The sequence below is a fragment of the Hyunsoonleella pacifica genome, from assembly GCF_004310335.1.
Taxonomy (GTDB): Bacteria; Bacteroidota; Bacteroidia; order Flavobacteriales; family Flavobacteriaceae; genus Jejuia; species Jejuia pacifica.
The window spans coordinates 325,808-351,941 of sequence record NZ_SIRS01000001.1 but is presented as its reverse complement, the minus strand read 5'-3'; the positions used below and the strand labels follow the sequence as shown (position 1 = coordinate 351,941).

14 protein-coding genes are annotated in these 26,134 nt (G+C 33.5%); 2 read left to right on the top strand and 12 right to left on the bottom strand.

All coding sequences use genetic code 11. The features are described 5' to 3' along the window. Nucleotides 1-18: 18 nt before the first annotated feature. The 5 genes from EYD46_RS01375 to EYD46_RS01355 all read right to left on the bottom strand — a co-directional run bounded on the left by EYD46_RS01375 (nt 19) and on the right by EYD46_RS01355 (nt 8,745). Nucleotides 19-2,871: a glycosyl hydrolase gene (locus tag EYD46_RS01375; protein WP_130935260.1), complete on the bottom strand. Its 2,853-nt coding sequence runs from the start codon at nt 2,869-2,871 to the stop codon at nt 19-21. A gap of 138 nt (nt 2,872-3,009) precedes the next feature. Further along, nucleotides 3,010-5,439, bottom strand: a complete 2,430-nt coding sequence (locus tag EYD46_RS01370; protein ID WP_130935259.1) for an ABC transporter permease — start codon at nt 5,437-5,439, stop codon at nt 3,010-3,012. 34 nt (nt 5,440-5,473) lie between these two features. After that, the gene (locus EYD46_RS01365; RefSeq protein ID WP_109403607.1) at nt 5,474-6,148 is read right to left on the bottom strand and encodes an ABC transporter ATP-binding protein; all 675 of its coding nucleotides are present in this window, start codon (nt 6,146-6,148) and stop codon (nt 5,474-5,476) included. 5 nt (nt 6,149-6,153) lie between these two features. Beyond that, nucleotides 6,154-7,404, bottom strand: a complete 1,251-nt coding sequence (locus EYD46_RS01360; protein WP_130935258.1) for an efflux RND transporter periplasmic adaptor subunit — start codon at nt 7,402-7,404, stop codon at nt 6,154-6,156. A 9-nt stretch (nt 7,405-7,413) separates the two neighbouring features. Next, complete coding sequence (locus tag EYD46_RS01355; RefSeq protein WP_130935257.1) at nt 7,414-8,745, bottom strand: TolC family protein; 1,332 nt, start codon at nt 8,743-8,745, stop codon at nt 7,414-7,416. A gap of 185 nt (nt 8,746-8,930) precedes the next feature. On the opposite strand from EYD46_RS01355, the gene EYD46_RS01350 reads away from it, so the two are divergent. Continuing rightward, complete coding sequence (locus tag EYD46_RS01350) at nt 8,931-10,298, top strand: sigma-54-dependent transcriptional regulator (RefSeq protein WP_229731250.1); 1,368 nt, start codon at nt 8,931-8,933, stop codon at nt 10,296-10,298. Nucleotides 10,299-10,307: 9 nt separating this feature from the next. Next, on the top strand, nt 10,308-11,657 hold the full coding sequence (locus EYD46_RS01345) for a sensor histidine kinase (RefSeq protein WP_130935256.1): 1,350 nt from the start codon (nt 10,308-10,310) through the stop codon (nt 11,655-11,657). A gap of 10 nt (nt 11,658-11,667) precedes the next feature. Here the strand turns inward: EYD46_RS01345 and EYD46_RS01340 are convergent, their stop codons facing one another. The 7 genes from EYD46_RS01340 to EYD46_RS01310 form a co-directional block, all read right to left on the bottom strand. Then, on the bottom strand, nt 11,668-12,771 hold the full coding sequence (locus EYD46_RS01340) for a 6-bladed beta-propeller (protein WP_229731249.1): 1,104 nt from the start codon (nt 12,769-12,771) through the stop codon (nt 11,668-11,670). 14 nt (nt 12,772-12,785) lie between these two features. Continuing rightward, complete coding sequence (locus tag EYD46_RS01335; protein WP_130935255.1) at nt 12,786-14,249, bottom strand: DUF1501 domain-containing protein; 1,464 nt, start codon at nt 14,247-14,249, stop codon at nt 12,786-12,788. 10 nt (nt 14,250-14,259) lie between these two features. Further along, entirely contained in the window at nt 14,260-17,094 is a 2,835-nt protein-coding gene (locus tag EYD46_RS01330; protein WP_130935254.1) for a DUF1549 domain-containing protein, read from the bottom strand. 78 nt (nt 17,095-17,172) lie between these two features. After that, a complete protein-coding gene (gene rhaT / locus EYD46_RS01325; protein WP_130935253.1) occupies nt 17,173-18,225 on the bottom strand; it encodes an L-rhamnose/proton symporter RhaT in 1,053 nt (350 codons plus the stop codon). Nucleotides 18,226-18,326: 101 nt separating this feature from the next. Continuing rightward, complete coding sequence (locus tag EYD46_RS01320; protein ID WP_130935252.1) at nt 18,327-21,083, bottom strand: family 78 glycoside hydrolase catalytic domain; 2,757 nt, start codon at nt 21,081-21,083, stop codon at nt 18,327-18,329. An 87-nt stretch (nt 21,084-21,170) separates the two neighbouring features. Further along, nucleotides 21,171-22,556: a sulfatase gene (locus EYD46_RS01315; protein ID WP_130935251.1), complete on the bottom strand. Its 1,386-nt coding sequence runs from the start codon at nt 22,554-22,556 to the stop codon at nt 21,171-21,173. Between the two features lie 55 nt (nt 22,557-22,611). Continuing rightward, nucleotides 22,612-26,124 (bottom strand): glycosyl hydrolase, encoded by a 3,513-nt coding sequence (locus EYD46_RS01310; RefSeq protein WP_130935250.1) that lies wholly within the window; start codon nt 26,122-26,124, stop codon nt 22,612-22,614. Nucleotides 26,125-26,134 lie beyond the last annotated feature (10 nt).

Here is a 26,134-nt window from a genome sequence, read left to right as displayed (position 1 = left end):
AATATATAAATTTTTCAACTAATAACTTATCAGTTTTACAGGACCTTCTACCCCAATAGAAACTTTGTCTGTGTAATTTCTAGTCCATCTAGTTGTTAGTGGATTGTTTATGGATTTACAGTAATTAGCCAAGACAGTTGTATGATGAATTTCTATATGGTTTTCTCCTGTTTTTAAATAATTTTTTACTAGAAAAACTGGTTTCCCATACCAATTTACACCTACTTTTTTTCCATTAATGTAAAGTGTTGTAATACCTCCATTTGTCTTTCCTAAATCGAGATGAGAGAATTGGTTGTTACTTATAATCGTTGTTCTGTAAATAATTTCTCCACCAAATGAGTTTTTTGTTGTGTCTTTAGATTTTCCAAAATCAACAAGTTTTTCTAATTCCCAAGTATATGTTTTGTTATTAATATTATTGCCTGTAACTTCCCAATTTGTATTAATTATTTTTGAGTTTTTAATCTGTTTATATACGTTATTTGTATTTCCTAATGGCTTTTCATTTTCAAAAACTAACAATAAAGATTCTAATGGACCCAAATTGATACTCAATTCGTTTGATTTTGATTTGTAATAATAAGGTTTTCGTTCTCCAGTTTCTGGATTCCACACATAAGGATATTTATCTTCTACTGGAAAAGTAGCATTGAATTTCACATTATCGAACTTATGAACATTTGTAAAAAAATAAATGTCTTTATTTTTAGTAGATTGATGGATTTGATATACCTTTTTTGTTGGTTTACTGATAACAATATCAGCTTTAGTCTCTGATTGTTGTAATATGTTTTGAGTCCATGAAAAAAGGTCATCTAAAGAATTGGGTTGCTTAACTTGTATAATTGATTTTGGGTAATTAGCTACTAATTGCTCCATTGCCTGTTTTACCAAAGCATCATTCGTTTTATAATCGGTGTAGTGTAGCGATTTAATTGGCAATTCATCAATCACTATCAGTTTACCTCCTGATGTTACGTACGATTCAATTTTTGAAGTAGCTTCAAGGCCTAAGGACTTTAAACTAGCCAATACCAATAATCTATAAGACATATTTCCGTATAAAATTTTTCCGTTTTCTATGTCAGCATCTTTTAAAACATTCTGATTGATATATTCACAAGAATGCCCTAATTGACTGATTGGCTCCCATAATTTATATAAATAACGTGGTTCCAAATGAAACGGCTCTCTTGCCAAACCATTATCCCCCCAAATATCTGATGTTGGACCAAGAATGGCGATAGTCTTTTCAGCCTGTGAATTTTGAAAAACAGCTGATAATCTTGCGTTATAATCTACCCAAAGATTTAAGTGTTTCCACCAAGTATTTTGTTCGCTAAAATATGCGCCGTAGCGAATCCATCCTGGAAATGGTTCTGAAGCCGGCGAATAATTATATCCATGCAAAATAGAATGATTAATACCTGTGATGAAATTCATATCATCATGTTGTTTTATTTCTTCTAAAGTTGTTTTAAAAACACCACGTGTATTGGTCATTACTTCAGAACTTACAATACTTTTATTTGTTAAATGTCCACCAGCAGCAGCATACATATTCCAAGTCATATATCCATGTGATTGATTCCATTGCCATATAGAATCTTTCATCTTAGCAGAATAAATCCAGTTGTTACTTTCTGGTATATCAGGTATCATGTAACCATCTAACATTCCCATTAAAAATGGAGTTCCATAAGCCTGATATCTGCATAAAACTCCATTTGCTTCACAAAAATCTTTATAAGTCTTTGTAAAATTTTCTAAAAAAAGTGCTACCAATAACTTGTTGTAATCATATCGAACTCGTTTTAATTCGTCTTTAAATTGAGACGAAAACGTTTTAGAATAGGTGTTTCTAGAATAATCTCCGTTAGTGGAGTAAAAAATAAACGGTATCCATTTATCTAACTTATAACCATAAGCTTTAAAAAAAGTAGTTTCAAAATTATCTGTCCAATTCGCACCAGAAACTTCTATACTATCACAAAAAATTGCTCTAATTAATTGGTTTAAAGGAATCCCAGAACGCTCAGATATTTTCTTTAAACGCGATAGATAAGTATAGGTCATTTCTTTCTTATAATGATCCATAACTGGTCCAGCTCCTCCTGGAGCACCAAGCGTTACGTCTCTAAAATTTTGTTGGATAAGTGTGTAACTTAAGTAGAATTCTCCAGGTTGTACTATCTTATACGTTAATGTGCCTCTTGTATCAAAATAATTTGTTAAGTCTGTAATTTGTGCTTTACTATTACACTTTTTGGGAATAAGCGATACATTATAAAGTTTGTAAGTTGTCCTTTTACTTATGTGTCTTTGTACTCTTTTTTTATCATATTTCTTTTGATACCTACCGATTAAAAAATCTTTATCAACCGTAATTGTTTCTTCTGAAGCATAGCTAATATTATCTGTAACCATACGTTGACTAGTTTCTTCGTCTTTTAAAAACTCGCCTCCAAAAGGCCAACCAGTACCTGCAATAATATCTGTTATCATACCTAAATCTTTAGCTTTTTTTGCTGCATGTACAACCATATCAATCCATTCATCACTCATCCAAACTAGCGACTTCTCACTTTTATCAAATGCAAGTGGCAAAGCAATAGGGTTAATTTCTACACCACCAAAACCAACACTTTTTAAAGATTCTAATTGCCTATCTAGCTCTTCTTTTTTTATTTTATTTCCATTCCACCACCAACGAACAAAAGGACGTGCTTCTACAGGCGGGTTTTTAAATTTTCTGAATAAATCTTGAGACGGTGTTTTCTCAGTAAATTTATTATCACAGGATAGTAAAAAAAGTGATAATATAAAGAAAACAACACTAGTTGTTTTTAATAAGTTAAGCAGCCTCATAAATAAAAGATTTTAGTTTAAAAAACTAACCTTTAAGAATTAGTTTCTACTTAAAACAGATGAAATTTATAACCTTTAAATATGAAAAACGTCCTGTACTATCATGTGCTTTTAAAATACTACTTTAACTATTTCATGTCATTCATTTTGCAAAACTTCAGACAAAGTCATTTGGTACGCTCTTAAAGCTACAAGATGAATTACTAAAAAAACGATTATAAAAAGCACAATAACAGGAACTAAAAACATCCATATATGCAACTCTATGCTATTAATATAGGTTTTTAAAAACCAATTTTGATAACCATACCAAGCTAAAGGAATGGCAATTATTATAGCTGTAATAATCTGTGAAGCAACTTCTTTAGCTAGTAGTTTAGAGACATCCATTAATTCTGAGCCGAGGACTTTTCTAATGCCTATTTCTTTCATACGTTGGCTAATAGTGATTAATATTAAGCCCACAATACCAATTACGGCAATTATAATAGCAAGTATTGAAAATAAACTAAAGACAAATAAGAACGTTCGGTCTGATTTCAAGGTATTGCTTATCTTATTTTCTAGAGACAAATAATCAAAAGGTTGTTCTGGGAAATAGTTCTCATAAATGGTTTTTAACTTTTGAAGAATTTCGGTGGTATTATTACTAGCTACTTTTAAGGTTAAAAAGGCTTTGTGACTATCGGTAAGTCGTAATACCGTTGGTACTGGTTCGTTTTTGATGGATTGATAATAAAAATCGTCAACAATGCCTATAATTTTAAACTCTTCATTTCTACCAGTTACAACAAAGTTATTAATCGCTTCTTCTGGTGTTTTATAACCAACACGTTCCATAGCTTTTACATTCATAATAATACTCTTGGTCCCAGTTTCTTTTTCGCCTTTCCTAAATAGTCTTCCTGCAAGTAGTTTTATATTGTAAAATTCTAGAAATTGGTCATCTATAGAGAGTTGGAAAAAAGAATTTGTGTCTGTTTTGTCGTACCCCTTTCTTCTACAACTAAACCAATGTTGAATTTCTTGACCAGGAATATCAGATGAAAAAGTAAACCCTTTTACTTCAGGAATTTGAGTTAATTCATCTTTCATTAACAGAATTTTACTTTGTAATTCACTCTGTTTTTCTCCTGTTTTGGGCGCTTTAATTACTATACTTTGAGCATAATTAATACTCATATCTTTTTCCATTAAAAACGTAGCTTGCTTGTATGCTATAAGTGTACCGCAAAGCAATACAACTGAAATTACAAATTGCAGAGTAACTAATAGTTTTCTAAAAAAGACTCCTTCGCGTTTGTTTTTAAATTTCCCTTTTAAAACAGTTACAGGTTTATAAGATTGCAATATAACAGCAGGATAAATACAGGAAATTATAATGCCTAAAACAAAAATTACTATAAATGTACCTAAGAATTTAGAGTGCTCAAATAAATTAAAATCGCCTATTTGAGTAATGGTTTTAAACCAAGGATTTAAAGCATAAAATAATACAATAGTTATGGCTAAGCAAAGTATGTTAAAAAGGAAAGCTTCACTTAAAAACTGAGTTATTAAATTCATTTTAGAGGCTCCATTAATTTTTTTAACACCTACCTCGTTGGCTCTTTCTATAGAGCGTGCTGTAGTTAGGTTTATAAAATTAATCCAAGCTATAATTAAAAGAAAAATAGAAAATCCAAAAAGAATACTTATAATTTTTCCGTTAACAGGAGGCTCCGATTCATATTCTATATTAGAGGTTAAATGAATATCCTGCAACGGTTGTAAATAGTATGTATCTCTTTTTCCTTGCGAATCTAGACGTTCTTTATAATTAGCAGCTATCATTTCAGGAAGACCTTCTTTTTCTAGCTTTTTATAATCGCTATTTGGTTTTAGTTGTATAAAAGTACTGCCATAATCATAAGTCCAACTTGTTCTAATTCTAGAACGTTGTTTGTAAATGGTTTCCATAGAAAACAAAAAATCGGATTTTACAATCGAATTTTTTGGCATCTTTTTATAAACAGCAGTTATCATGTAATCTTCATTACCATTTACTTTTATTGTTTTACCTAACGGACGTTCTTCTCCAAAATAACGCTCTGCTGCGAGGTGTGATATTGCTACTGTATTTGGCGCTTTTAAAGGGTCTTTTTCGCCTTGTAATAATGGAATTGTAAATACTTCAAATATAGAAGAGGTTGCATAGTACGTTTTATCTTCAGAATAAATAATTTTGCTTCCTGAGGCATTGTTATAGCTTATGGTTATTTCATTTTTTGGAGTTATCCTCGCATGATTTACAACATCGCTATAATGTTCTTTTAACCATTTTCCGGTTGGTGGAAATGAATTGGCTGTTTTCCATAACACTTCGTTATTTTGATAACGATTGTAAGCAACACGATAAATATCTTTGGCATTTTCGTGGTGGCTATCGTAGCTTCTTTGGTAATACACATACTCTAAAATAAACAAGGCACTTAGTATACCTATAATTAAACCAACTGCATTAATTATAGAAATAAGTTTATCTCTTTTTAAATTACGATAGAAAATATTTAGTTTGATAAAGTTCATTTTTATCTAGTTATTTAGTTAATTGGCTGTATTACTAATTGCTTGTTTCCATTACAATTTTCCCATCAAATAAGTTGATGACCCTGTGTGCGTAATTTGCATCACTTTCTGAGTGTGTTACCATAATAATAGTGGCACCTTCTTGACTTAGCTCTGTTAATAGATTCATAACCTCGGTACCATTTTTAGAATCTAAATTTCCCGTAGGTTCATCTGCTAACAATAATTTAGGCTCGGTAATTACAGCTCTAGCAATAGCAACACGTTGCTGCTGCCCTCCAGATAATTGTTGCGGAAAATGGTTAGAACGGTGGTCTATTTTCATACGTTTTAAAACAGCTTTTACTTTTTCTTTTCGTTCTTTTTGATTGATGTTCATAAACGTTAATGGCAATTCAACATTTTCGTAAACTGTTAAACCATCAATTAAATTAAAGCTTTGAAAAATGAAACCAATATTACCTTTTCTTGCTTTAGTTAACTCCTTTTCTTTTAAGTTACCTATTTCTTTTCCATGAAACATATAACTACCATCGGATGGAATATCAATAAGTCCAAGTATATTTAAAAGGGTAGATTTTCCACAACCAGAAGGTCCCATTATGGCAATAAATTCTCCGTCTTTTACATGTAGATTTATATCGTTTAATGCCTTAGTTTGTATATCTTCTGTAATAAATATTTTAGTTAGGTTTTTTGTCTGTATCATGGTTATTAATTTAAAATAAGTTTATCGCTGTTTTCAAAATTTTTATAGCTAGATGTTATTACACGTTCGTTAGGTTGTAGGCCTTCAAGAATTTCATAATATTGAGGGTTTTGTTTGCCTATTTTTATTTGGCGTTTAGTTGCAAAATTACCAGAAGCATCTACAACGTAAATCCAATTTCCGCCAGTAGTATTAGAGAATGCTCCTCTGCTAACAAGTATCGCATTTGTAGGTGTCCCCAATTCTAATTTTATAAAATAACTTTGCCCTGTTCTAATATTGTTTGGTTTTTCGTTTATAAAACTTAGGTCTATTTGAAATTCTCCATCTCTTACCTCCGGATATATTTTTTTAGTTTTTAAGGCATAGGTTTCTCCATCGCGTTCTAAAGATGCAGAAACATGTCTCGTAACTCTATCAATATAATGCTCATCTATATTAGACTGTACTTTAAAATTGGTTAACACGTGTATCTGCCCTATACGTTGTCCTTGGGAAATGCTTTGCCCAATTTCGGCATCTAGCATTCCTAATTGGCCATCTATAGTTGCTCTAACATTTAAGTGTTCAATTCTTTCATAAACCATGGCTAAGGTTTTTTTCATTCGTATTAAATCGTTGTCCAATTCTTTTATACCTGTAGCACTTAATAACGAATCTTGCTTTGCTTTAAACTTGATAACATCATACTGTTTAGATGCCAATTCTTTTTCTTCTTTGGCTCTTATATAATTTTCTTTAGCTATTAATTCTTCTTCAAATAACGATTTGTTTTGCTCAAAAGACCTGTTTGCTTTTATAACTCTGTATTCTGCTTCAAGTAAACTTTTTTGATTAAAAACACGTTGCGACTCAAAATTTATTTTTGTTTCTCTTAAATTGTTTTGTTTAATAGCTAGGTTGTTTTCGCTTGCTAAAATTTGCTCATATAACTGCCTGTTTTCTAGCTTTAATATAATATCTCCTTTTTTTACAATACTGCCTTCTTCTATATATTTTTCAACAATTCTTCCGTTTTCATAGGCATCAAGATATACTGTAGTAATGGGTTTTACAACGCCATTAATTGTAATGTAATCATTAAAATTAGAGCGCTTAACCTCTGTTATCGTAACTTCATTTTTTTTAACTTCTGATGATGTACTAGGTGTGCCTAAACTATTGTATAGAAATATAACGATTAAAATAATTACAAGTAATCCTATGCCAATATGTTTGGGTTGTAGTGTTCTTTTCTTCTCTATTTTAGTATCCATTCTTTGTTATTATTTAAAAGGAAAAACAGCAATACCGCAATAAAAATCTATTGCCTTTTTTTGATATTGTAATTGTAAATTAATTCTGGTTCTTTCAATTTTAGCTTGTGCTAAATTATTTTTGGCAACCTCTAATTCGTAAATCGTAGCCAGCCCTTTGTTAAACTTTTTTTGAGCAAAATTAAAAGCGAGTTCTTTAGATTTTAGGTTAGACTCATTCTCCTCTTTTTCCGCTAAAAGCGCAGTGTTTTTTTGAATTGTTTTTTGTATTTCTTTATAAAGTTCTTGCTTCTTTTGCTCCAGAATATTCTTTTCTTTTAAGATATTTATTTTAGCAATTTTTACATTAGAATGTTTTGACCATTTATTGGTAATCGGAATTCTTAAAGACAAACCAATGGATTTGGCTGCATTATTAGACAACTGGTCTAAAAAAGGAGTTATCAATCCATTTTCATCAATACTCGTTTCAAAATAACCTGTTCTATACGCAGCATTTAATGCTAATGATGGATAAAAATCACTCCTTCTAATAGCCAAGTTTTTTTCTGAAGCATTTACCTGTAATTCTTGTTGTTTAATAGACGGAAGAAATGCAATTGCTTTAGAAAAAACAGTTTCTAGTGTTAAACTATCAAGAGATTTTAATGCAACTAAATCGGGTTTTAGCTTTATACTCGTACCATTAAAATTCATGATTTGAATAAGATTTAAAGTCGCTTCATTTAAGGCATTTTGGGCTTGAGCTATTTCTAATTTATTAGTACCTAATTCAGATTCAATATCGTATAAATTAGATTTCGCTAGCAGTCCTAGTTCTATTTTTGAAGTTACCAACTCGTAGTTTAAATGAGTGATTTCTAATTTTTCTTTTGTGATTTGCAATAAATCTTCTCTAAATTTTACAAGATAGAAAGCGTTCATCACATCAAAAGAAAGGTTGTATTTTGCTTGCAAAACAGCTTCTAAGCTTGCATGATATAGTAGCTTTTTTTGCGACCTTTGGTGCCACTTTTTAAAATTATTAAACAGATTTAAAGACGATGTTACTCCGTAGGTGTTTGATGATGTTGCAGTATTGATAACGTTGTTATTATTTGGGTCTACATACCTACCAAATCGTCTGTTTAAATTTGATACAGCATTAAAATCTGGCAAAAAATCTCGTTTAGATTGTTGAAACGATTCCTTATCAATCTCCGAATTGTAAATTTTTGTTTTTTGGTCTAAGTTATTTTCACAAGCATAAACAATGCATTCCTCTAAAGTCCATAATTTTTGTGCATTACCATTTAAAGAAAAGGCAATGTAGGTTACAAAAATTAGGAAAGTGTTTTTCATTTTTTATTGTTTTGTATTTTATATAACGATATGCGTGCCAAAAAAACAATACACTACAATTCAACAGGTTACAAACGTCATCAATATCTAATCATCCTTTTTATGTAAAATATTTTTATACAAAGTGTAAAAATATTTTACACTTTGTAGTTGAGTATTGTTCTTATTTGTAGCTTTGGATTATTATGTTGCAATCTGGAAAAATACTTATCGTAGACGACAATAAAGGGGTGCTAAGCGCCTTAGAATTGTTGTTGCAAGATGTTTACAAAACTGTAACTACGCTTCAAAACCCAAACGGAATATCTTCGGTTACCGATTTAAAAAGCTACGATGTTATTCTTTTGGATATGAATTTTTCATCCAGAATAAATACAGGAAATGAAGGTTTTTATTGGCTAAGAAAGTTAAAAGAAATAGTCCCAGATGCTTCTGTAATAATGATGACTGCTTTTGGCGATGTAGAATTAGCTGTAAATACCTTAAAAGAAGGCGCTATAGATTTTGTATTAAAACCATGGGATAACGAAAAGATTTTAGCCACCATTCATGCAGCTTTTCAATTAGGAAAATCTAAGAAAGAAGTAAATTTACTAAAACAAAGCGAAAAAAAATTAAAGCACCTTATCAACGAAACAGAGCAGCAAATTATTGGAACTTCTTCAGCAATAAATGCAGTTTTAAAAATTACTGAAAAAGTTGCAAAAACCTCTGCAAATGTTTTAATAACTGGCGAAAATGGTACTGGTAAAGAGTTAATTGCGCGAGCCATTCACAACCAATCTGCACAGCATCAAGAAATTTTAGTAAATGTAGATGTAAGTGCCATACCCGAAAGCCTTTTTGAAAGTGAACTTTTTGGACATGTAAAAGGCGCCTTTACCGATGCTAAAAATGATAGAGCAGGTAAGTTTGAGGTTGCACATAATGGTACGCTTTTTTTAGATGAAATAGGCAATTTGCCATTACAGTTACAGTCTAAATTATTAAAAGTGATTCAACAAAAAGAAATCGTTCGTATTGGGTCTAACAAAGTTATTCCTGTAAATGTTAGATTGGTTTGCGCTACCAATTGTGATTTGAATAAAATGGTTGATGAAGGACTTTTTAGAGAAGATTTGTTGTACCGAATAAATACCATACATATTGAAGTACCTTCACTTAGAGAACGTAGCAATGATATTATAGAATTGGCAGAATTTTTCTTAAATAAATATGCAAATAAATATGATAAAAAAGGATTAAAATTGAGTAGTGCCATCAAGAAAAAACTACTTAAATATACTTGGCCCGGAAATATTAGAGAGCTACAGCATACTATGGAACGCTGTGTTATTTTAAGTGAAAATAATCTATTAACGGTAAATGATTTTATGTTTAATCAGCGGCAAACAAAAGCATTAAACACGGCAGATATAACCATTGACGAAATGGAAAAAAACATGATTATTACTGCGCTAAAAAAACACGATGGTAATTATAGTACTGCTGCCAAACAGTTAGGCATCACGCGTCAAACCTTATACAATAAAACAAAGCGTTATAAAATTTAATATTCTAAAATGCTATCTAAAAATTTATATCTAAAAATAATTTTAAGAGTACTATTGCTAGTATTGGTATGTGCTAGCGTAGTGTATTTTATTTTAAATGATATAAAAGGCGTTGCTGTATTATTAGGAGTTGTATTAATTTTACAAATAATTTCACTTGTCAATTTTCTAAACAGCACCAACCGTAAGCTCATGTTTTTTTTTAATGCTATAGAAAACTCAGATTCTACTATTAGCTTTTCAGAAAACACAAATAACTCGGTAACAAATCAATTAAATGCGCATTTAAATAAGGTTAATAGAATTATTCAAGATGAGAAATTGCATACCCAAGCCCAAGAACAATACTACCAAACTTTATTAGCATATACCAATGTTGGCTTATTATCTATTAATGCCAAAGGGCATATTTTGTTTGCCAACGAAAGTGCAAAAAAATTGTTGAATTGCGATGTGCTTACACATATTCAACAGCTTAAAAAAATAGATAACAGCGTCTACAATTTAGTTAGTAAACTACAACCTTTTAAGCAACAGGTAATTTCTATAACGAACGAACGTGCAACAGTTGAATTAAAAATTGAGTCTAAACCTATAGAAGTTAACAACGTGTCTCTTTTATTAGTTAGTATTCAAAATATTTATAGCGAATTAGACACCAAACAAGTCGATTCTTGGATGGGATTAATAAAGGTAATGAGCCATGAAATTATGAATGCTTTGGCACCAATAACTTCTATTTCAGATAGTTTATCTAAGGTCATTAAAACTGATAATGGTAAAATTCAATTGGACCAATTAAAAGAAAGTGATTTAGAAAAAATAAAAAAAGGATTGGCCGTAATACAAGAACAAAGTTTAGGTTTAACCGATTTTGTAACAGGATATCGTTCTTTAACAAAAATTCCTAAACCCGATAAAACACTTATAAAAATGTCTGCATTATTTGAAAAAATAATCACGTTAGTAAGTAACGAAAAGGCACATAAAAACATATCTCTCGAAACTCAAATTACACCAACTAATTTAGAGCTTTTCGCAGACGAAAATCAGATAATGCAGGTCTTAGTCAACTTGATTAAGAATTCGATAGATGCTTTAATTCATCATGCTAACGGAATAATTAAACTACAAGCTATAAAAGCAACTTCTGGAAATATAGAAATACAAGTTATAGATAATGGAACTGGAATATCAGAAAACAATCTTAAGCAAATTTTTATTCCGTTTTTTACAACCAAAGAAAAAGGTACAGGTATTGGTTTAAGTCTTTCTAAACATATTATGCAGCTTCATCAAGGGCATTTAATGGTAAAATCTACACCTGATGTAGAAACTGTTTTTACATTGCTGTTTTAAAACAAGCCTTTTAGACTCTTTCAAGTTTAATAGGATACGCTTTATTTGCGTTCCATTGACACACGTATAAATTTTCATCATCATCAACACACACATCGTGGCAATGACGAAAAATAGGTTGCTCTTGTTCCATGCGTTGCAATTTTCCTTTTTTATATTTTGGTTTTGTACCACCAGGGTTGGAAACTACTTTACCTTTATCATCCAAAATAGTAACGAAACCAGAACCTGGGCTTGTTTTTGTAGGGTGTGTTTCCATACGCCTTGAAGCATCATAGTCAATTTCTGAAGACCAACATACTCCTGAATATAAATTATCATTATGAATAACAGGACGACAAACAAATGCTCCCGGTAAGTTTATTTGCTCTATATACACGCCATCTAATGTAAAACGCTTAAAACAATTACTAGCTCTAGAGGTTATTAGCAATGTAGGCTCTCCTTTTCCTCTGTAATCTATACAAATGCCATGAGCTGTTTGAAATTGGTTTTGCCCTGTCCCATTTCCTTCTCCAATTTTTCTAATAAACTCTCCGTCTTTTGTAAATTGAAGTATGTATTGCGACCCATAACCATCGGCTATGTAAATATCTCCATTAGGTCCAATGGCACTTTCGGTAGGTTTAAATTTATCCTTTTTATCGTAAGCTCCATATAGAGATGGGTGCCCTATAATCATTAATTCTTTTCCATCTGTTGTGGTTTTAATAAGTTCACCACCTTTTGTATCTGCTATAAATAAAAAATCATCAGAGCCATCATTCCATAAAGATAATCCATGACCTCCTTTGTAACGCACTCCCCAAGCATCTAACAATTTACCAGATTTATCATAGATTAAAACATTATTATGTGTTTCGTCACCCACCATTATAAGTCTGCCTTTAGAATCCATTACCATTTCATGACAATTCTTTACAGGGGTAATATCCCTATCTAAATCTCCCCAAGATTTATGCACTTTATACTTAAAATCGCCATGACCAATAATATCGTCATACATCTCCGGTTTAGATTTTAATATGTTAAAATGAGGCACAACAGCCAAACCTAAACTTGCTTTTGCTGTTGTATTTATAAACGTTCTACGATTCATATTAGACTTTGTCATAACGGAATTAAATTTTAAGCGATGTTTTCTTTTGATGATTTCATAGGATTCCCAAATAAATCTAATATTGGTTTCCCTTTACCATCTGGCGTTGTATAAAATGGTCTACCTTCTATTTCATAATGGGTTTCTGGATGAATACCTAAAGCATGATAAACAGATTGATGTACTTCGTCTATTACTACTGGGTTCTCTATTGATGAACAAGGTCTTTCGTCTGCAGTTTTACCATAAACTAATCCTTTTTTTACACCACCGCCCCACATTAAAATAGAACTACCGTCTGTGAAATGACGATGCATTCCATAGTGTTTTTCGTGTTCTATAATATCTGGTTGATTCACTTGGTCTTTTACTTTTTTACCTGGTCTCCCTTCCATAATAGCATCTCGACTAAACTCACTTGCTAAAATTATTAATGTTCTATCTAAATGTCCTGTTTCATCTAAATCCTTAACAAGTTGAGCTATAGGTCTATCAATAAGCGCTTTCATTTTTTTAAGTCTCGTATGTCCATTTTCATGCGTATCCCAACCCAAAAACGGTTCGTATTCTGTTGACACACTAATAAATCGACCTCCATTCATGGCTAGTCGTTTTGCCAACAAACAACCTAAACCAAAACGTCCTGTATTATAAGTATCATAAACTTCTTTTGGTTCTTCTGATAAATCAAAAACTTTGGCTTCTGGCGAATTCAATAAGCGATACGACTGTTCCATAGAACGCATTAAAGACTCACGCTGATAATCACTACCCTGCTCCATGACCTCGCTTTTATTGGCAAGTTCTTTATACAATTTATAACGTGCTTCAAAACGTTTAAGCGACATACCCTTTGGTGGACGTACACTTTCCAAACCACTTGAAGGGTCTGGAATTAAAAATGGACCATATTCTGTACCTAAAAATCCTGCGGAATGAAATGCCTTGAGCTCTTCAGATTCCCCCATTGTAAAACGTTGCCCCATAGCAATAAAAGGAGGAATAACAGGATTCGCAGGCCCTAACTCCTTGGCTATCCACGACCCTATATGAGGCGCTTGTACAGACTGTGGTGGTTCATAACAAGTATGCCAATGATATTGATGACGTGTATGCAAAATATGTCCTAAATCTGCAGATTTATATGAACGGATTATAGCTCCTTTATCCATTACACTTCCAATACCTTCTAATCCTTCAGAAAAATATAAATCATCAACTATAGTGGGTTTCTTAGGAAAAGTACTTAACACTCGCTTGCTTTCCACGCCTTTTTCAAAAGGTACATAAGCTTTAGGGTCAAATGTCTCGGTATGTGCCATGCCTCCTGCCATCCAAAGTAAAATAACGGTATCTGCTGTAGATGCCATTTTTTGTACTTCTGGCGAACAGGAACTTAAAAAACTAAAACCTGGAATGGTAGTTGCTGCCGCCGACAAACTGGCAGCTCCCATTTTTTTTAAAAAGTCTCTACGTGATCTATTTATATCCATGTCTTATTTTTTAATTTATAAACTGAAACTCTGGCGACATTAGAATTGCCCAAAATACGTCTTGTAATTGTTGCTGTTTGGGAGTTTCTCCCAAAACATTTAGCATAATCTTCTTTTCTTCTTCCATAGGGTTCCTACTTAATGCTTTTTGGTACAAATTTTCAACCATCATATTGCTGTCCTCTCCATATTTCTTTAACCAAGATTGTGCGCCTTCTTCTAAAATACTATTAAAAAATTCGCCATTTGTAAGTTCTAAAGCTTGTAATAACGTAGCTTGATCTTCTCTTGATGTCGTAACAATTTCTCTACTAGGTCTGCCTAAAGCTTTCATAAACGGATGCTGTTTTACCAAACTAGCTCGCGCAAATTTTTCGTTATGTGGTTTAAATGTAAAATCTAGTAACTGCCCCCAGTTTTTAAAATTTCTTGTACTATAATCTCTAACCTTAAGCCAGGAACTATCGTTATAATTTAAAGCAGTCCAATCTCCTTTTGGTAATTCACGAGAACTTACCCATGACTTATCTGATTTTAAAATGGTACTTTTTCCTGATTCATATTCTAATTTTAGTGCAAATAGTATCCCTGCAGGATTTGCAATAGTCCCTTCATTTTTACCAATAATAGCTATGGTGTTTTTAACTTTATTCAAATCATTAGTAATGTCTATTTTGTCTACTACTTTCGAATTATTATTCTCTAATATTTTTTTCCCATTAAGATAAAGTACATAAGAATTATCAACTGAAATTAAAATTTTGGCTTTTTTAACGGACTCTCTTAATACTTGAAACGATTTTCTAAAGTACCTTTTACCTGGTTCTGGTAAAACAACTCTTCCCAAATCCTCTTCTAAATGCCATATACGTATGGCTTTAATATCATCTCCATTGGGGTTAAATGCTACCTGAGGATATAAAGGCGCAATAATCTGACTTACAGCGTCAGAAAATTGCTCTGCACTCAAGCGCCTTGTTACTGGTCCTTTAAATACATATTTAGTCTTTAAGTCCTCAGCCTTTTTATAGTTTACCATTGGTAATTGGTAAACCCTAGATGTCATAATTTGTTTAATTAGATGTTTTAAATCTGAGCCTGAATCAATAAAATCTGCAGATAACCAATCCAATACATCGGCATCCCAAGGTACGTTATCCATTTCATCTAAAGGCTCGACAATACCACGTCCCATTAATCGATCCCAAAACCTATTCGCAATGGTTCGGTAGAGTCTCCCATTATCTCTCTGCACCATCACCTCTGATAGTTTTAACAATCTATCCTTAACGGTTTCTCCTTCAACATTCCCTAATTCTGGATATAAAAAATTAGCCTTCGCCATTTTTCCTATGGGTTTATCACAGCGATTCAATTCCAATATGGAATCAGAAAAAATAGTTGCAAAGCCATAGGCTTGATCTAAAGTTAAATTACTGATAAAACTGTTATGACACGACGCACATTTCACGTTAACACCCATTAAAGATTGCCCAATATTTTGTGCTGCTTGCATTTCTGTTCTCTGACTAGCATTAACAACACCACGCCATTTTACACCTTGTATAAAACCTTCTGAACCTTTTACAGGATTTACCAACTCAGTTACTATTTGGTCGTAAGATTTATTTTTTATTAGCGAATTATATAGCCAATCTGTAATCTGTTTTTTTCCTCCTACGCTGTAATAATCATTTCGTAACAAATCATTCCAAAAACTTAACCAATGTTGTGTGTAATTTTGATTATCATTTAGTAAAGCATCAACTAACGCTTCTCTTTTATTTGGATTATTATCATTTACAAAATCTTTAACTACACTTGGTTCTGGTAATAATCCAACTGCATCCAAGTAGGCACGTCTTATAAAAGCTCTATCGTCAATTACTTCTTGCCAATCAAGATTATTTTTATCAAAATAAATAGCTATTAATTTATCTATAGGATGTGTAATATCTTCAACCTTTGGTAACTCTGGCTTCAACAGGGACAATTTTGCTTCTGGAAACACCTTAACTGCTTTGTCTGACCAATGTGCGCCTTCTGTTATCCAAAGTTTTACCAATGCTATTTCATCTGCAGTTAACAATTTCCCTTTCGTTGGCATTACCTTTTTATTATCTGATGGAAGAATAATGCGCTTGTAAATTTCACTTTCTTCTGGATTACCTGGTACAATTGCTAATCCACTTTTACCTCCTTTAAAAACACCTTGTTTAGTTTCAAGCACTAACTCGCCTTTTTGTTTATTTTCACTATGACATTGGTAACATTTATGAGCAAAAAGACCCCTTACCTCTAGGTTTAATTTATCTTTTTGTAATCCTGATAAAGAATCTGCTCCTTTAAGTTCAGATAGTAGTGCTCCTGATTCTTTATTACTATATCCCTCTTTACTACCCGGAAAAACGGCTGTTAAATAATCTTCGCCATGAGTTAGGTTGGCACCTAAATGTCCTGCTATGGTAAGTAAAACTACTGTAGCAAAGAGCATAAACCTATATGCTTTTAAATTTACAATGGTTTTTTTTAGACTATTTTTTAAAATTATGGCTGTAACTATAGCTAATACTGATGTTGCTATACCCGTGTACTGATGATTATCTACTAAATCGCCAGTATACGCTTCTTGAGTTTTTAAGAACCAACCAAAGAGTGCTGAAAATACTGCAAATCCTGCACCTATATAAATCATCCAATTAATACCTTCTCTAAGTCCTTTTCGTTTACCTCCTATAGTTAATATCTCTAGTAGTAATGCAACTACCAAAAGACCTATTGGAAAGTGTACCAATAGTGGATGTAAGCGTCCTAAAAATTGTAGTACCCAATTTGAAGTATCCATAAACAATTTAAATAAAAATTATTTTTAAAATTAATTTTTATTTTGCTTTATATTATCCTGTAGTATCAGGTTTAACTTCTATACAGAATTTCCTATTCCCACCAAAACAACAGATAATATAATCACTATAATTCCTGATGTTATTGTCCATTTGGTTTTTTTAGCAACACCATGCCACTCCCTGCGATATACACCCCAAAGGTTTGCGGTTAAAATAATGGTAGACATATGTAAAATCCAAGAACTGGCACCATTACCTAATTTGCTTTCGCCCATACCGTAAAAGAAAAACTGCAAAAACCAAACGGTACCTGCCAAAGTAGAAAACAGTACGTTTTTAGAAATAGGTGTTTGCTTATTTGTAAAGTCTTTATACGCCTTATTTTTTAAACTCAAATAGGTGGTCCAGACAAAATTGGTAGCTAAACCTCCCCATAGAATGACAACAAACGTCACATTATTCGCAAATAAATGATCATAACCTGCGGCCACAGCAGCATCAGCCAACGGCTTTCCTGCTTCAATACCAAAACTAAAAAAGGAACTTAAAATACCTGAAAGTACTGCAACAATTAACCCTTTTACTAGATTGAATTCTGCAACACTTTTCTTTTTTTCTTCTTCTGAAAGTTCGCCCTCTTTTAACATTCCTGCTTTTCCGCAAATTGCAATACCTATTAAACATACCAAAACACCTAACAGAACAACGCGACCACCTGTTGAACTTATCATGTCTGTAAAAGATGTTTTCCCTTCTTGGGGACTAAAATTGTAATAAATAGAAGGCACAATAGCCCCGAATGCAGCACAAAACCCTAAGACTACAGAGTTTCCTAAGGACATACCTAAATATCGAACACCCAATCCATAGGATAAACCACCAACACCCCAAAGTAAACCCATTAAAAAGGTAAATCCTAAAATAGTACTAGAACTTCCTGCAATAATTTCTACAAACCCCGGAACGGTTAAATATGCTGCAATTGGAGGCACAATTAACCAAGACATAACGCCACCTACCATCCAATAGGTTTCCCAAGACCAGCCTTTTACTTTATTGTATGGCATGTAAAAACTTCCTGCGGCTACGCCTCCCAATGAATGAAATATGATTCCTAATAGTGCTTGCATAATGTTTTAGTTTTTTGTGTAATATTTAATTATTTTCTTGATTGTATTTTGGCACTTAAGCTTAACACGTTTTTATGATTTGCAAAGCCCCTAGTTATTACCTAAATCTTTACCTTAAAATTGAATTTTCCTGAGGGTAGGGTTACATTTTTATGAGGTAAAACCACAGTAGCTGAGCAATTTACTGGAATAAACCCAGAATACTCATAAGTGTTCTTATCTAGTTTCTTCCACGCCGCTTTTATCTCTCCATGAATAGAGTTGTAACTTGCTTTGGCAAAATTCATAGTTTTAATAAAATTAGGTTTTAAAACGATATTTTGATAACCTGGTTTGGATTCATCAACGTTAATACCCACTAAATGGCGATAAAAGAAATTATCTACCGCTCCCATAAAATGATGGATATTAGAAGCAGTAAATTTATAGCCCTCTGGCAATGTTGTTGCTCCATTCTTAATCATCCAACCAAAAGAAGGCCATTCTTCGTTAATTACCACTTTATGCATAAGGTCTGCATAACCATTTTTAGGCAAATACTCGTAGGCAGAATGTACTGTAAACACGCCTCCCCATAGGTGGTAATTTTTATCTTTAACAATATTATCTACCACTTTTTTTTCGAGTTGAGCTCTGTATTTATCTGGAACAATACCGTAATTGAGTGCTAAAATATTAACCACAGGTAAAAATTCATTAAATGGTTTTAAACCTACATACTCTAATTTCTTGTCGTCAAATGCATATTTTTGTATGCCTTTATACATCCGTTCAACTTGTACATTTAACCTTTTTTCATCTTTGTTTTTTCCTAATTTTTTAGCGATGTGTGACAAACGTTTAAGAGCTAAATAAAAATTCATTGAAGCAATGACCTCATTCCCTCCAGGTTTACCACCGCCTTTATACGTTGCATCATAGGGTGTTACCCAGTCGTTAAAACGCTCTTTAAACATGCCGTCTTTTTCTGCAATGTTGTTGTATTCCCAAGAACGTTTTACCCAAAGCATCATGTTTTTCCAATAGTTTTCAAACAACCTTATATCTCCATAATATTGATACATATACCAAGGGATATGAACACCAGCAGACGACCATAATGTGGATTTTCCTGAGCCGTATTTATTCGCTGGAGCAATGGCAGGTATGCCTCCTAATTTATCTTGTGTATCAAAAATATCTCTTGTAAACTTAGTCATTAAAGCAGCCAAATCATAATTCGCCATACCAAACTCCATTCCTGTAACAGCATCGCCTAACCAACCATTTTTCTCACGATGTGGACAATCAGTAGGAATGCTATGTAAATTGAATATTAGTGATTTACGACAAATATCATGAACTGCATTTACTGTCTCATCCGATGATTCAAAGTGACCTACTCGTGGCACATCAGAATGTACATACTTTACCTCAACATCGTCTAGACTAAACTTGAGCTTTCTAAAACTTTTTATCTTAATATAACGGAACCCTTTGTATGAGAAACGACTTTCAGCATACTCTACACCATCACCTTTACAAACATAGGCCATTTGCTGAAGCCCTCCGGGTTGACTCACTGTAATAGGGTCTTTGCTTTCACCAAAATAAATAATTACACGTTGTCCTTTTGTAGCATTTTTTATTCGTAATCGTACCCAACCAGACATATTGGTACCTACATCAAACCATTGTCCTCTACTCGAATTTTTTGTAGCTACTGGATGAAACGTTTTGGTCACACGAATGGGCTCACACATTTGTGACACAAGTTCTCCTCCTGGATGGGGTGCTGGTTTTACGTTATCCCAAGTGGCATCGTCTAACGCTGCATCACTCCAACCTTCAATTTCTTTTGTAGCATCATAAATTTCGCCCATATGTGGTCCATCATACACCACCGGCCCGCCTGTAACTTTCCAACTTAAATCGCTCACAATTTCTTTTGTAGTGCCATCTTCATATTCTACCTTTATGCGACATATTAATTTTGGCTGACCAATCCATCCATTTTTTTTATAAAACCCCCAGTGATCGTAAGCCATCATACCGTAAAAACCACGGCCTAACATTACTCCTGCTGCGTTAGTGCCATTTTTTACTTCATTGGTAATATCGTGTGTGGCATATAAAATGGTTTTTCTATAGTCTGTCCAACCAGGATCTAAAACGGAATTCCCTATCTTTTTCCCATTGATGTATAGCTCGTAATACCCAATGCCACTTATGTATGCTTTGGCTCGTTTTATCCTTTTTTGCACATTAAAACTTTTTCTTAAAAGTGGTGCTGGATCGTGTTTTTTGTCATCAAAAAAATGATACCGTTCAAACATGTTTAAATGTGCACCAAAATAACTTGGCAATTGAAATTCTGTTGCTCCAGACTCCACCTTTTTTTTACGCCACCATTCTGCTTCCCATTCTTCTTGATTTCTCCAAGCAATCCATTGTGCGCCTTTCCAATCGTCTATCGAAAATATACCCGTTGAAAATGTTGATGTTTTACTCCAACTTGAGATGTTATTTTTATCCCAAACCCTTACTTTCCAGTAATACTGAGTTGTTGATTCTAAAGGCTTTCCCTCATATACTATTTGTGTGGTTTCGGCACTTCTTACCTTTTTGGAATTGTAAACGTCCCCAATATTTTTTTCGATATTTTCTTTTGAAGTAGATACAATCAGTTGGTAACTTTTTTGATACTGCCCAGCTTCCTCCGATTGTAATTTCCAGAAAAAACGTGGTTTTTTAACATCTACGCCTTCTGGATTTTCTCTGTACTCTAATTTTAAATCGTAAGGCACTACCTGCGAAAACAGCGCATAAGGAACTATTGATATGAAAAAAAAGAGTAAAGATATATTTAGATGTTTCAAAATTGTGTTGTTATTAATTTGAATGAAATGCTGGTTTTCCAATAAATGGTTTAAGCTTAAATATTCACTCTAAAAAGGGTCTTTATATTACTCTTTATATTCAGGATTTAACTCCGTTGGAATTGGCGCATTGGTATTTTTCCACCAAGCCTTTAAAAGTGTTAATAATTCATCTGCTCTTTCAGGGTTTACTTTTGCTAGATTATTGCGTTCTCCAATATCTTCGGATAAATTATATAACTCTACGCCATTATCTTCAAAGTAATAATGCAATTTCCAATTGCCTTTACGTATAACAGAACCTGGTCTTGTACGAAATAAAGGATCTCTATTTTCATTATCATTTACATTGTAAGCTTGTAAATAAATTGGGAAATGCCAATATAAAGGACGTTCAAAAACTTCTACTTCTTTTTCTAAAACAGGTGTCAAATTATTTCCATCTAACCGAAGTGTATTCGCACTTATTCCAGCATATTGTAGTACTGTTGGGAAAATATCTAAATTCGTTATAGGAACTTCACTCTTTGTATTTGGTTGAATCTTACCATTTAATACAAAGAAAAAAGGCTCTCTAATGCCGCCTTCATAATAGCTTCCTTTTCCTGCTCTTAATGGTTTTTGTTTCGTAATTCCATACAAACCGCCATTATCTGATGTGAAAACAATTAGTGTATTCTTAAAAAGATTTTTGTCTTTTAATTTATTGATAAGTAACCCTATATTTCTATCCAAATTATCTACCATAGAAGCATACTCAGCATTACCTTGACCTTTCCATGGTGATTTTTTTTCATATTTAGGCACAATACTATCTACTGCCATTATAGGTACATGAACTGCATAAGGCGAATAGTTCAAACAAAATGGTTTTTGAACTGTATCTATAAACTTTAAAGCATTTTCCATAACCAAGTCAGTCAAATATTGGCTATTGCCTTTTTCTATTTTTACATTTTTATACGGTGGATAATAACTTCTAGGTAACCCATTGTGTCCCCCTCCAATATTCACATCAAAACCATACTCCAAAGGGTTATCACTTAAATGCCACTTTCCCGCATGGCAGGTTAGGTATCCGTTTTCATGCAAAACCTTTGGTAAAATGAGGTGTTTTGGGGATAAGGTATGGGTGTTTTTTATGGGAATTATTTTTCTGTCTTCAGATTTACCTCGTGTTGAAGGGCTAACAGTGTAAACGCCGTGTCGTGGTGTCCACTGCCCCGTCATTAAACTGGCTCTACTAGGGGCGCAGTTAGAGGCCGATGCATAGCCGTTTGTAAATACCATTCCTAAACTGGAGAGGTGATCTATATTAGGGGTTTCATAGTATTTGCTTCCCATAAAACCAACATCTTTCCAGCCCATGTCATCCACATTTATAATGATGATATTAGGTCGGGGTGGTGTATCTTGTTTGCTTTTACAAGCTGCACACAGTAGTAACATTAAGCATAAAGCTATTATTCTCATTGTTTTTTAATTTTGTGAGCTAATTTAAAATTTAAATAAACTTTGTTTTAATTTTCTATAATTTCTTTACTCTATAAACATTAATTTTAACAGGACCTATTAAACCAGATGGTAAAAGTTCTGAGTTTTTATTATAATGTTTAAATGCCGCTAAAGTAACACGTTCTGTTGGTCTATTAGTACTGTTTAAAAGCCACTTGGGCCATTCTTTTATATGTGGCCCTCTTCGTTTGTAATCTAGCTCCAACTGTTCGTCGCCAATTAATCGGTTTGGCCAAAGGTTTGTAATTTTTACTTCAAGTGCGTTGGTGCCTTTTACCACAGCGTCATCAATATTAATGCTGTACGGGGCTTTCCATAATACTCCAAGGTTTTTTCCATTAAGGATGACTTCTGCAATTACCTTTACATTGCCTAAATCTAATTGTAAAGCGTTGCTAGGCTTAAGTAGCTCTGCGCTTATATTGAATTCTTTTTTATAGCTTGCTGTACCTGAAAAATAGCGAATTTCCTTTTCTGTAGCATCTGCCCATGACATGAGTTGCTGAAATGTGGTCTGTAAAGTATCTTTGTTTATTAATGGAAAACTCACGTTCCACGCATTAGAAAGCGCAATAGGTTTAGGTATTGCTTTTACTGTTAAGGTTTTGGTTTTTCCCTTAGAAGTACTATAAGTAATTTCACCAGTATATGGAGTGACCCAAGCCACCGTATTATTAGTGTTAATTAATTTAGACTTAGGACTTTCCTGTGTTAACTTTAGAGTGCTTCCTTCGGCAACTAAAGCTGTTTTCTTTTCATTACTAATGGTATAACTAACACGTAACGCATTTTTAGTGTTATTGTTTTTATTTAGTAAGCCATCGTTTACAGAAATTTCATAGGTACCAGAATCTACGATTGCTTTTATTTTTTCTGTAACATCGTAAATAGGTTTATTTGGCGGGATGCTGTGTGTTCCTCTCGCAAATTTCCCAAAAACAGCTTTTAAAATCACTAATTGTCCTTTGTTAGCCGCATCTATCTCTAGCCATTCTTTTTCCATGGCATTTTTTTCGTGAAGCACTTCTCCAACTTTATATTGAATACGCAACTCTTTTTTATAGCCAGGGGCTGGATCGCCAGAACAAAGACTGCGAGTCGCCTGCACAGACAATTTGTTATTAGCAACGTTTTTAGCTACTTTTTCTGTTACGTCAACCAAACCATCAGGTAAAAATGTTCCGTATTCTGCTTTTATTATTTGTAATTCTGAAGGCAAAATGGGTTCGGGTTTTTGAGTTGTGATAGTGGCTCTTACGATATGCCTTTTAGTAGTTACAGGAGTTTTAAAAACAACAAATACAGCGCCTTGAGATTCAAAAGGAATTGCTACTGTTGTGGTGCCATCTCCATTGTTTCGCCATACCGAAGCATTAGTAATTTCTCCTGTTTCTGCATTCCAAAGTTCTGGTTGTTTTCCTGTTACTCGAAAACGACAGGCCAATTCTCGACTTTCTTTTTTGGCATTTACTATAAAATAAATATCGCTGTTTTCGGTTTTTCTGTGAATAAAATCGATAGCGGCATTGGTTTCGTTTTCAATTGAAAAATCGGGAAGCCATGTTCCTTTTTTTAAAATATCTAAAATAGAAGTGTCTTTTATACGGCCTGTATCCCATAAACTGTTAGCCAACTCGGTAACCTTAGCATCACAAATAGGATATTTTTCGAGGCTTGGCGATTTTTTGGGTTTTGGCCCACTAATTTGTGCCCCTAAGCGGGCTAGTTCTTCAATCTTGGTAAGTGTTTTTGGGGTCATCCATTCGATTGAAGGCAATACCAAAGCCTTGTATGTTTCTCCAACTGTAGTGTAAATAAGGCCATCTTTTACCGTTAATGATTGTATTTTGTTCGATCCAATAACATCATAATCATAGCCTAATGCTTTTAATTCTGGCATTAAAAGCGCATCATTTGGAGATGCCTCTCCTGTAAACACTAAAACATCGGCTACCGAGGTGCCTTGTTGTAATAAAAACTGACCTCTACTAATATAATCTACAAAAGGTTTGCTTTGGTTCCACCATGTATTTAAACGGTTAAAATCTGTTCCAAAAACCTGTAGTGTTAACCCTGGTCCTACATTCCAAGGTTGGTGTACATAGCAGTGAAAAACAAAGCGATTGATACCTTGCGCCCAAGCTAAATCTCCCATAGCTTTTAGTGTGCCTGGGTGCTGATTCCAGCCGCCCATACCTGTAAAAGATTCTGCTTCGGCAATTGGGCTTCCATTTAATTTGGCAATGGAAGCGACAAATTTAGGCGAGTCAAAAAAGGCCAAACTACCACTCCAAAATTCAGACATTACCACATCGGCAGTTGCTCCTACCTGCATGCTATCAAACGGGCCCCAATAGGGTTCTGTAGAAAATTGCATTCCGCTTTTACGACAAAGCGCTCCAAAATGCCCATAGTAATTCTTAGCAATTAAATCTCCAACGGTGCGTCTAAAATCCCAGAGAAACCGTTCTGTTTCTTCGCCACTTTCTACGTAATACCCCGCTAAGGCAGGCAAATAGGCTTTACAGTTGTAAGCGCGGAGGTTTTCGAATGCTTCAGCAAAGTTAGGGGTCCAATTTGTGGTGCCTACTTCGTAGCTATCTATATGGCATCTTGTTACGGCTGTACCAATTAGTGTATCCAATTTTTTAATAATGGGTTGGATACCGCCTTCCCAAAAAACATCAACAGCCTTTTTGCTCATTTTATCACATTCTAAACCGCCCCCACCATCACTAGGAAAACGATTTTTTTCGCCCGTAGGTGTGTGTCCAATTCGCAAAATAACCCATTCGCCTTTAGGGGCTTCCCATTTTAAAACCCCATCTTTGGTAAGTTTTGATGTCAAATCAATAATTTCTGATGTTTTAACTACAGCTAGATTAGAAATTTTCTTGCTATCTGGACTTAAGTGATTTCTAACTTTATGCGAAAGCATTTTTGTGTCTAAATCATTGATGCGTTGATCGCTTTTAGGTTTTGGAAAAGCAAGAATGGCGATGTCCTTATAATAATTTAAATGTGTTTTAGGCTGGGGCAGTTTAGTATTAAATGTGTTATTCCCACTATGAATTGTTTCAGAAAAAACCAGTTCTTGCATGGCATTTTCTGGTGTAATTGATGGGCCACCTGTCGACGACCAACCTGCGCCATTATGAAAACTCAACTCGAGTTCTAGTCGTTTGGCCTCCAAGGCTGCAAAATGAAATAAATCTAGCCAAGCGGTACTTAAATAATCGGCAAAACCTTTTGGATTTCCTAAGTTGACATTAAAAATTAACGCGCCTTGAATGCCTACGTTTTTCATGGCTTCCAAATCGGCTGTTATGCCTTCTTTTGTAACGTTCCCATTTATCCAAAACCACATTGCTCGGGGTTTCGCAGATGCTGGCGGATTTTTGAAGTTTTGTTGAAGAAACAGATTTTCTGTGTTAGCTGAACTTGAATTTGCCAAACATGATGTAAAAAACATCATCACTACAAAGTAAATACTCATCACTATTAAAATAAAATATTTAGTTCTCATAAAAAACTTT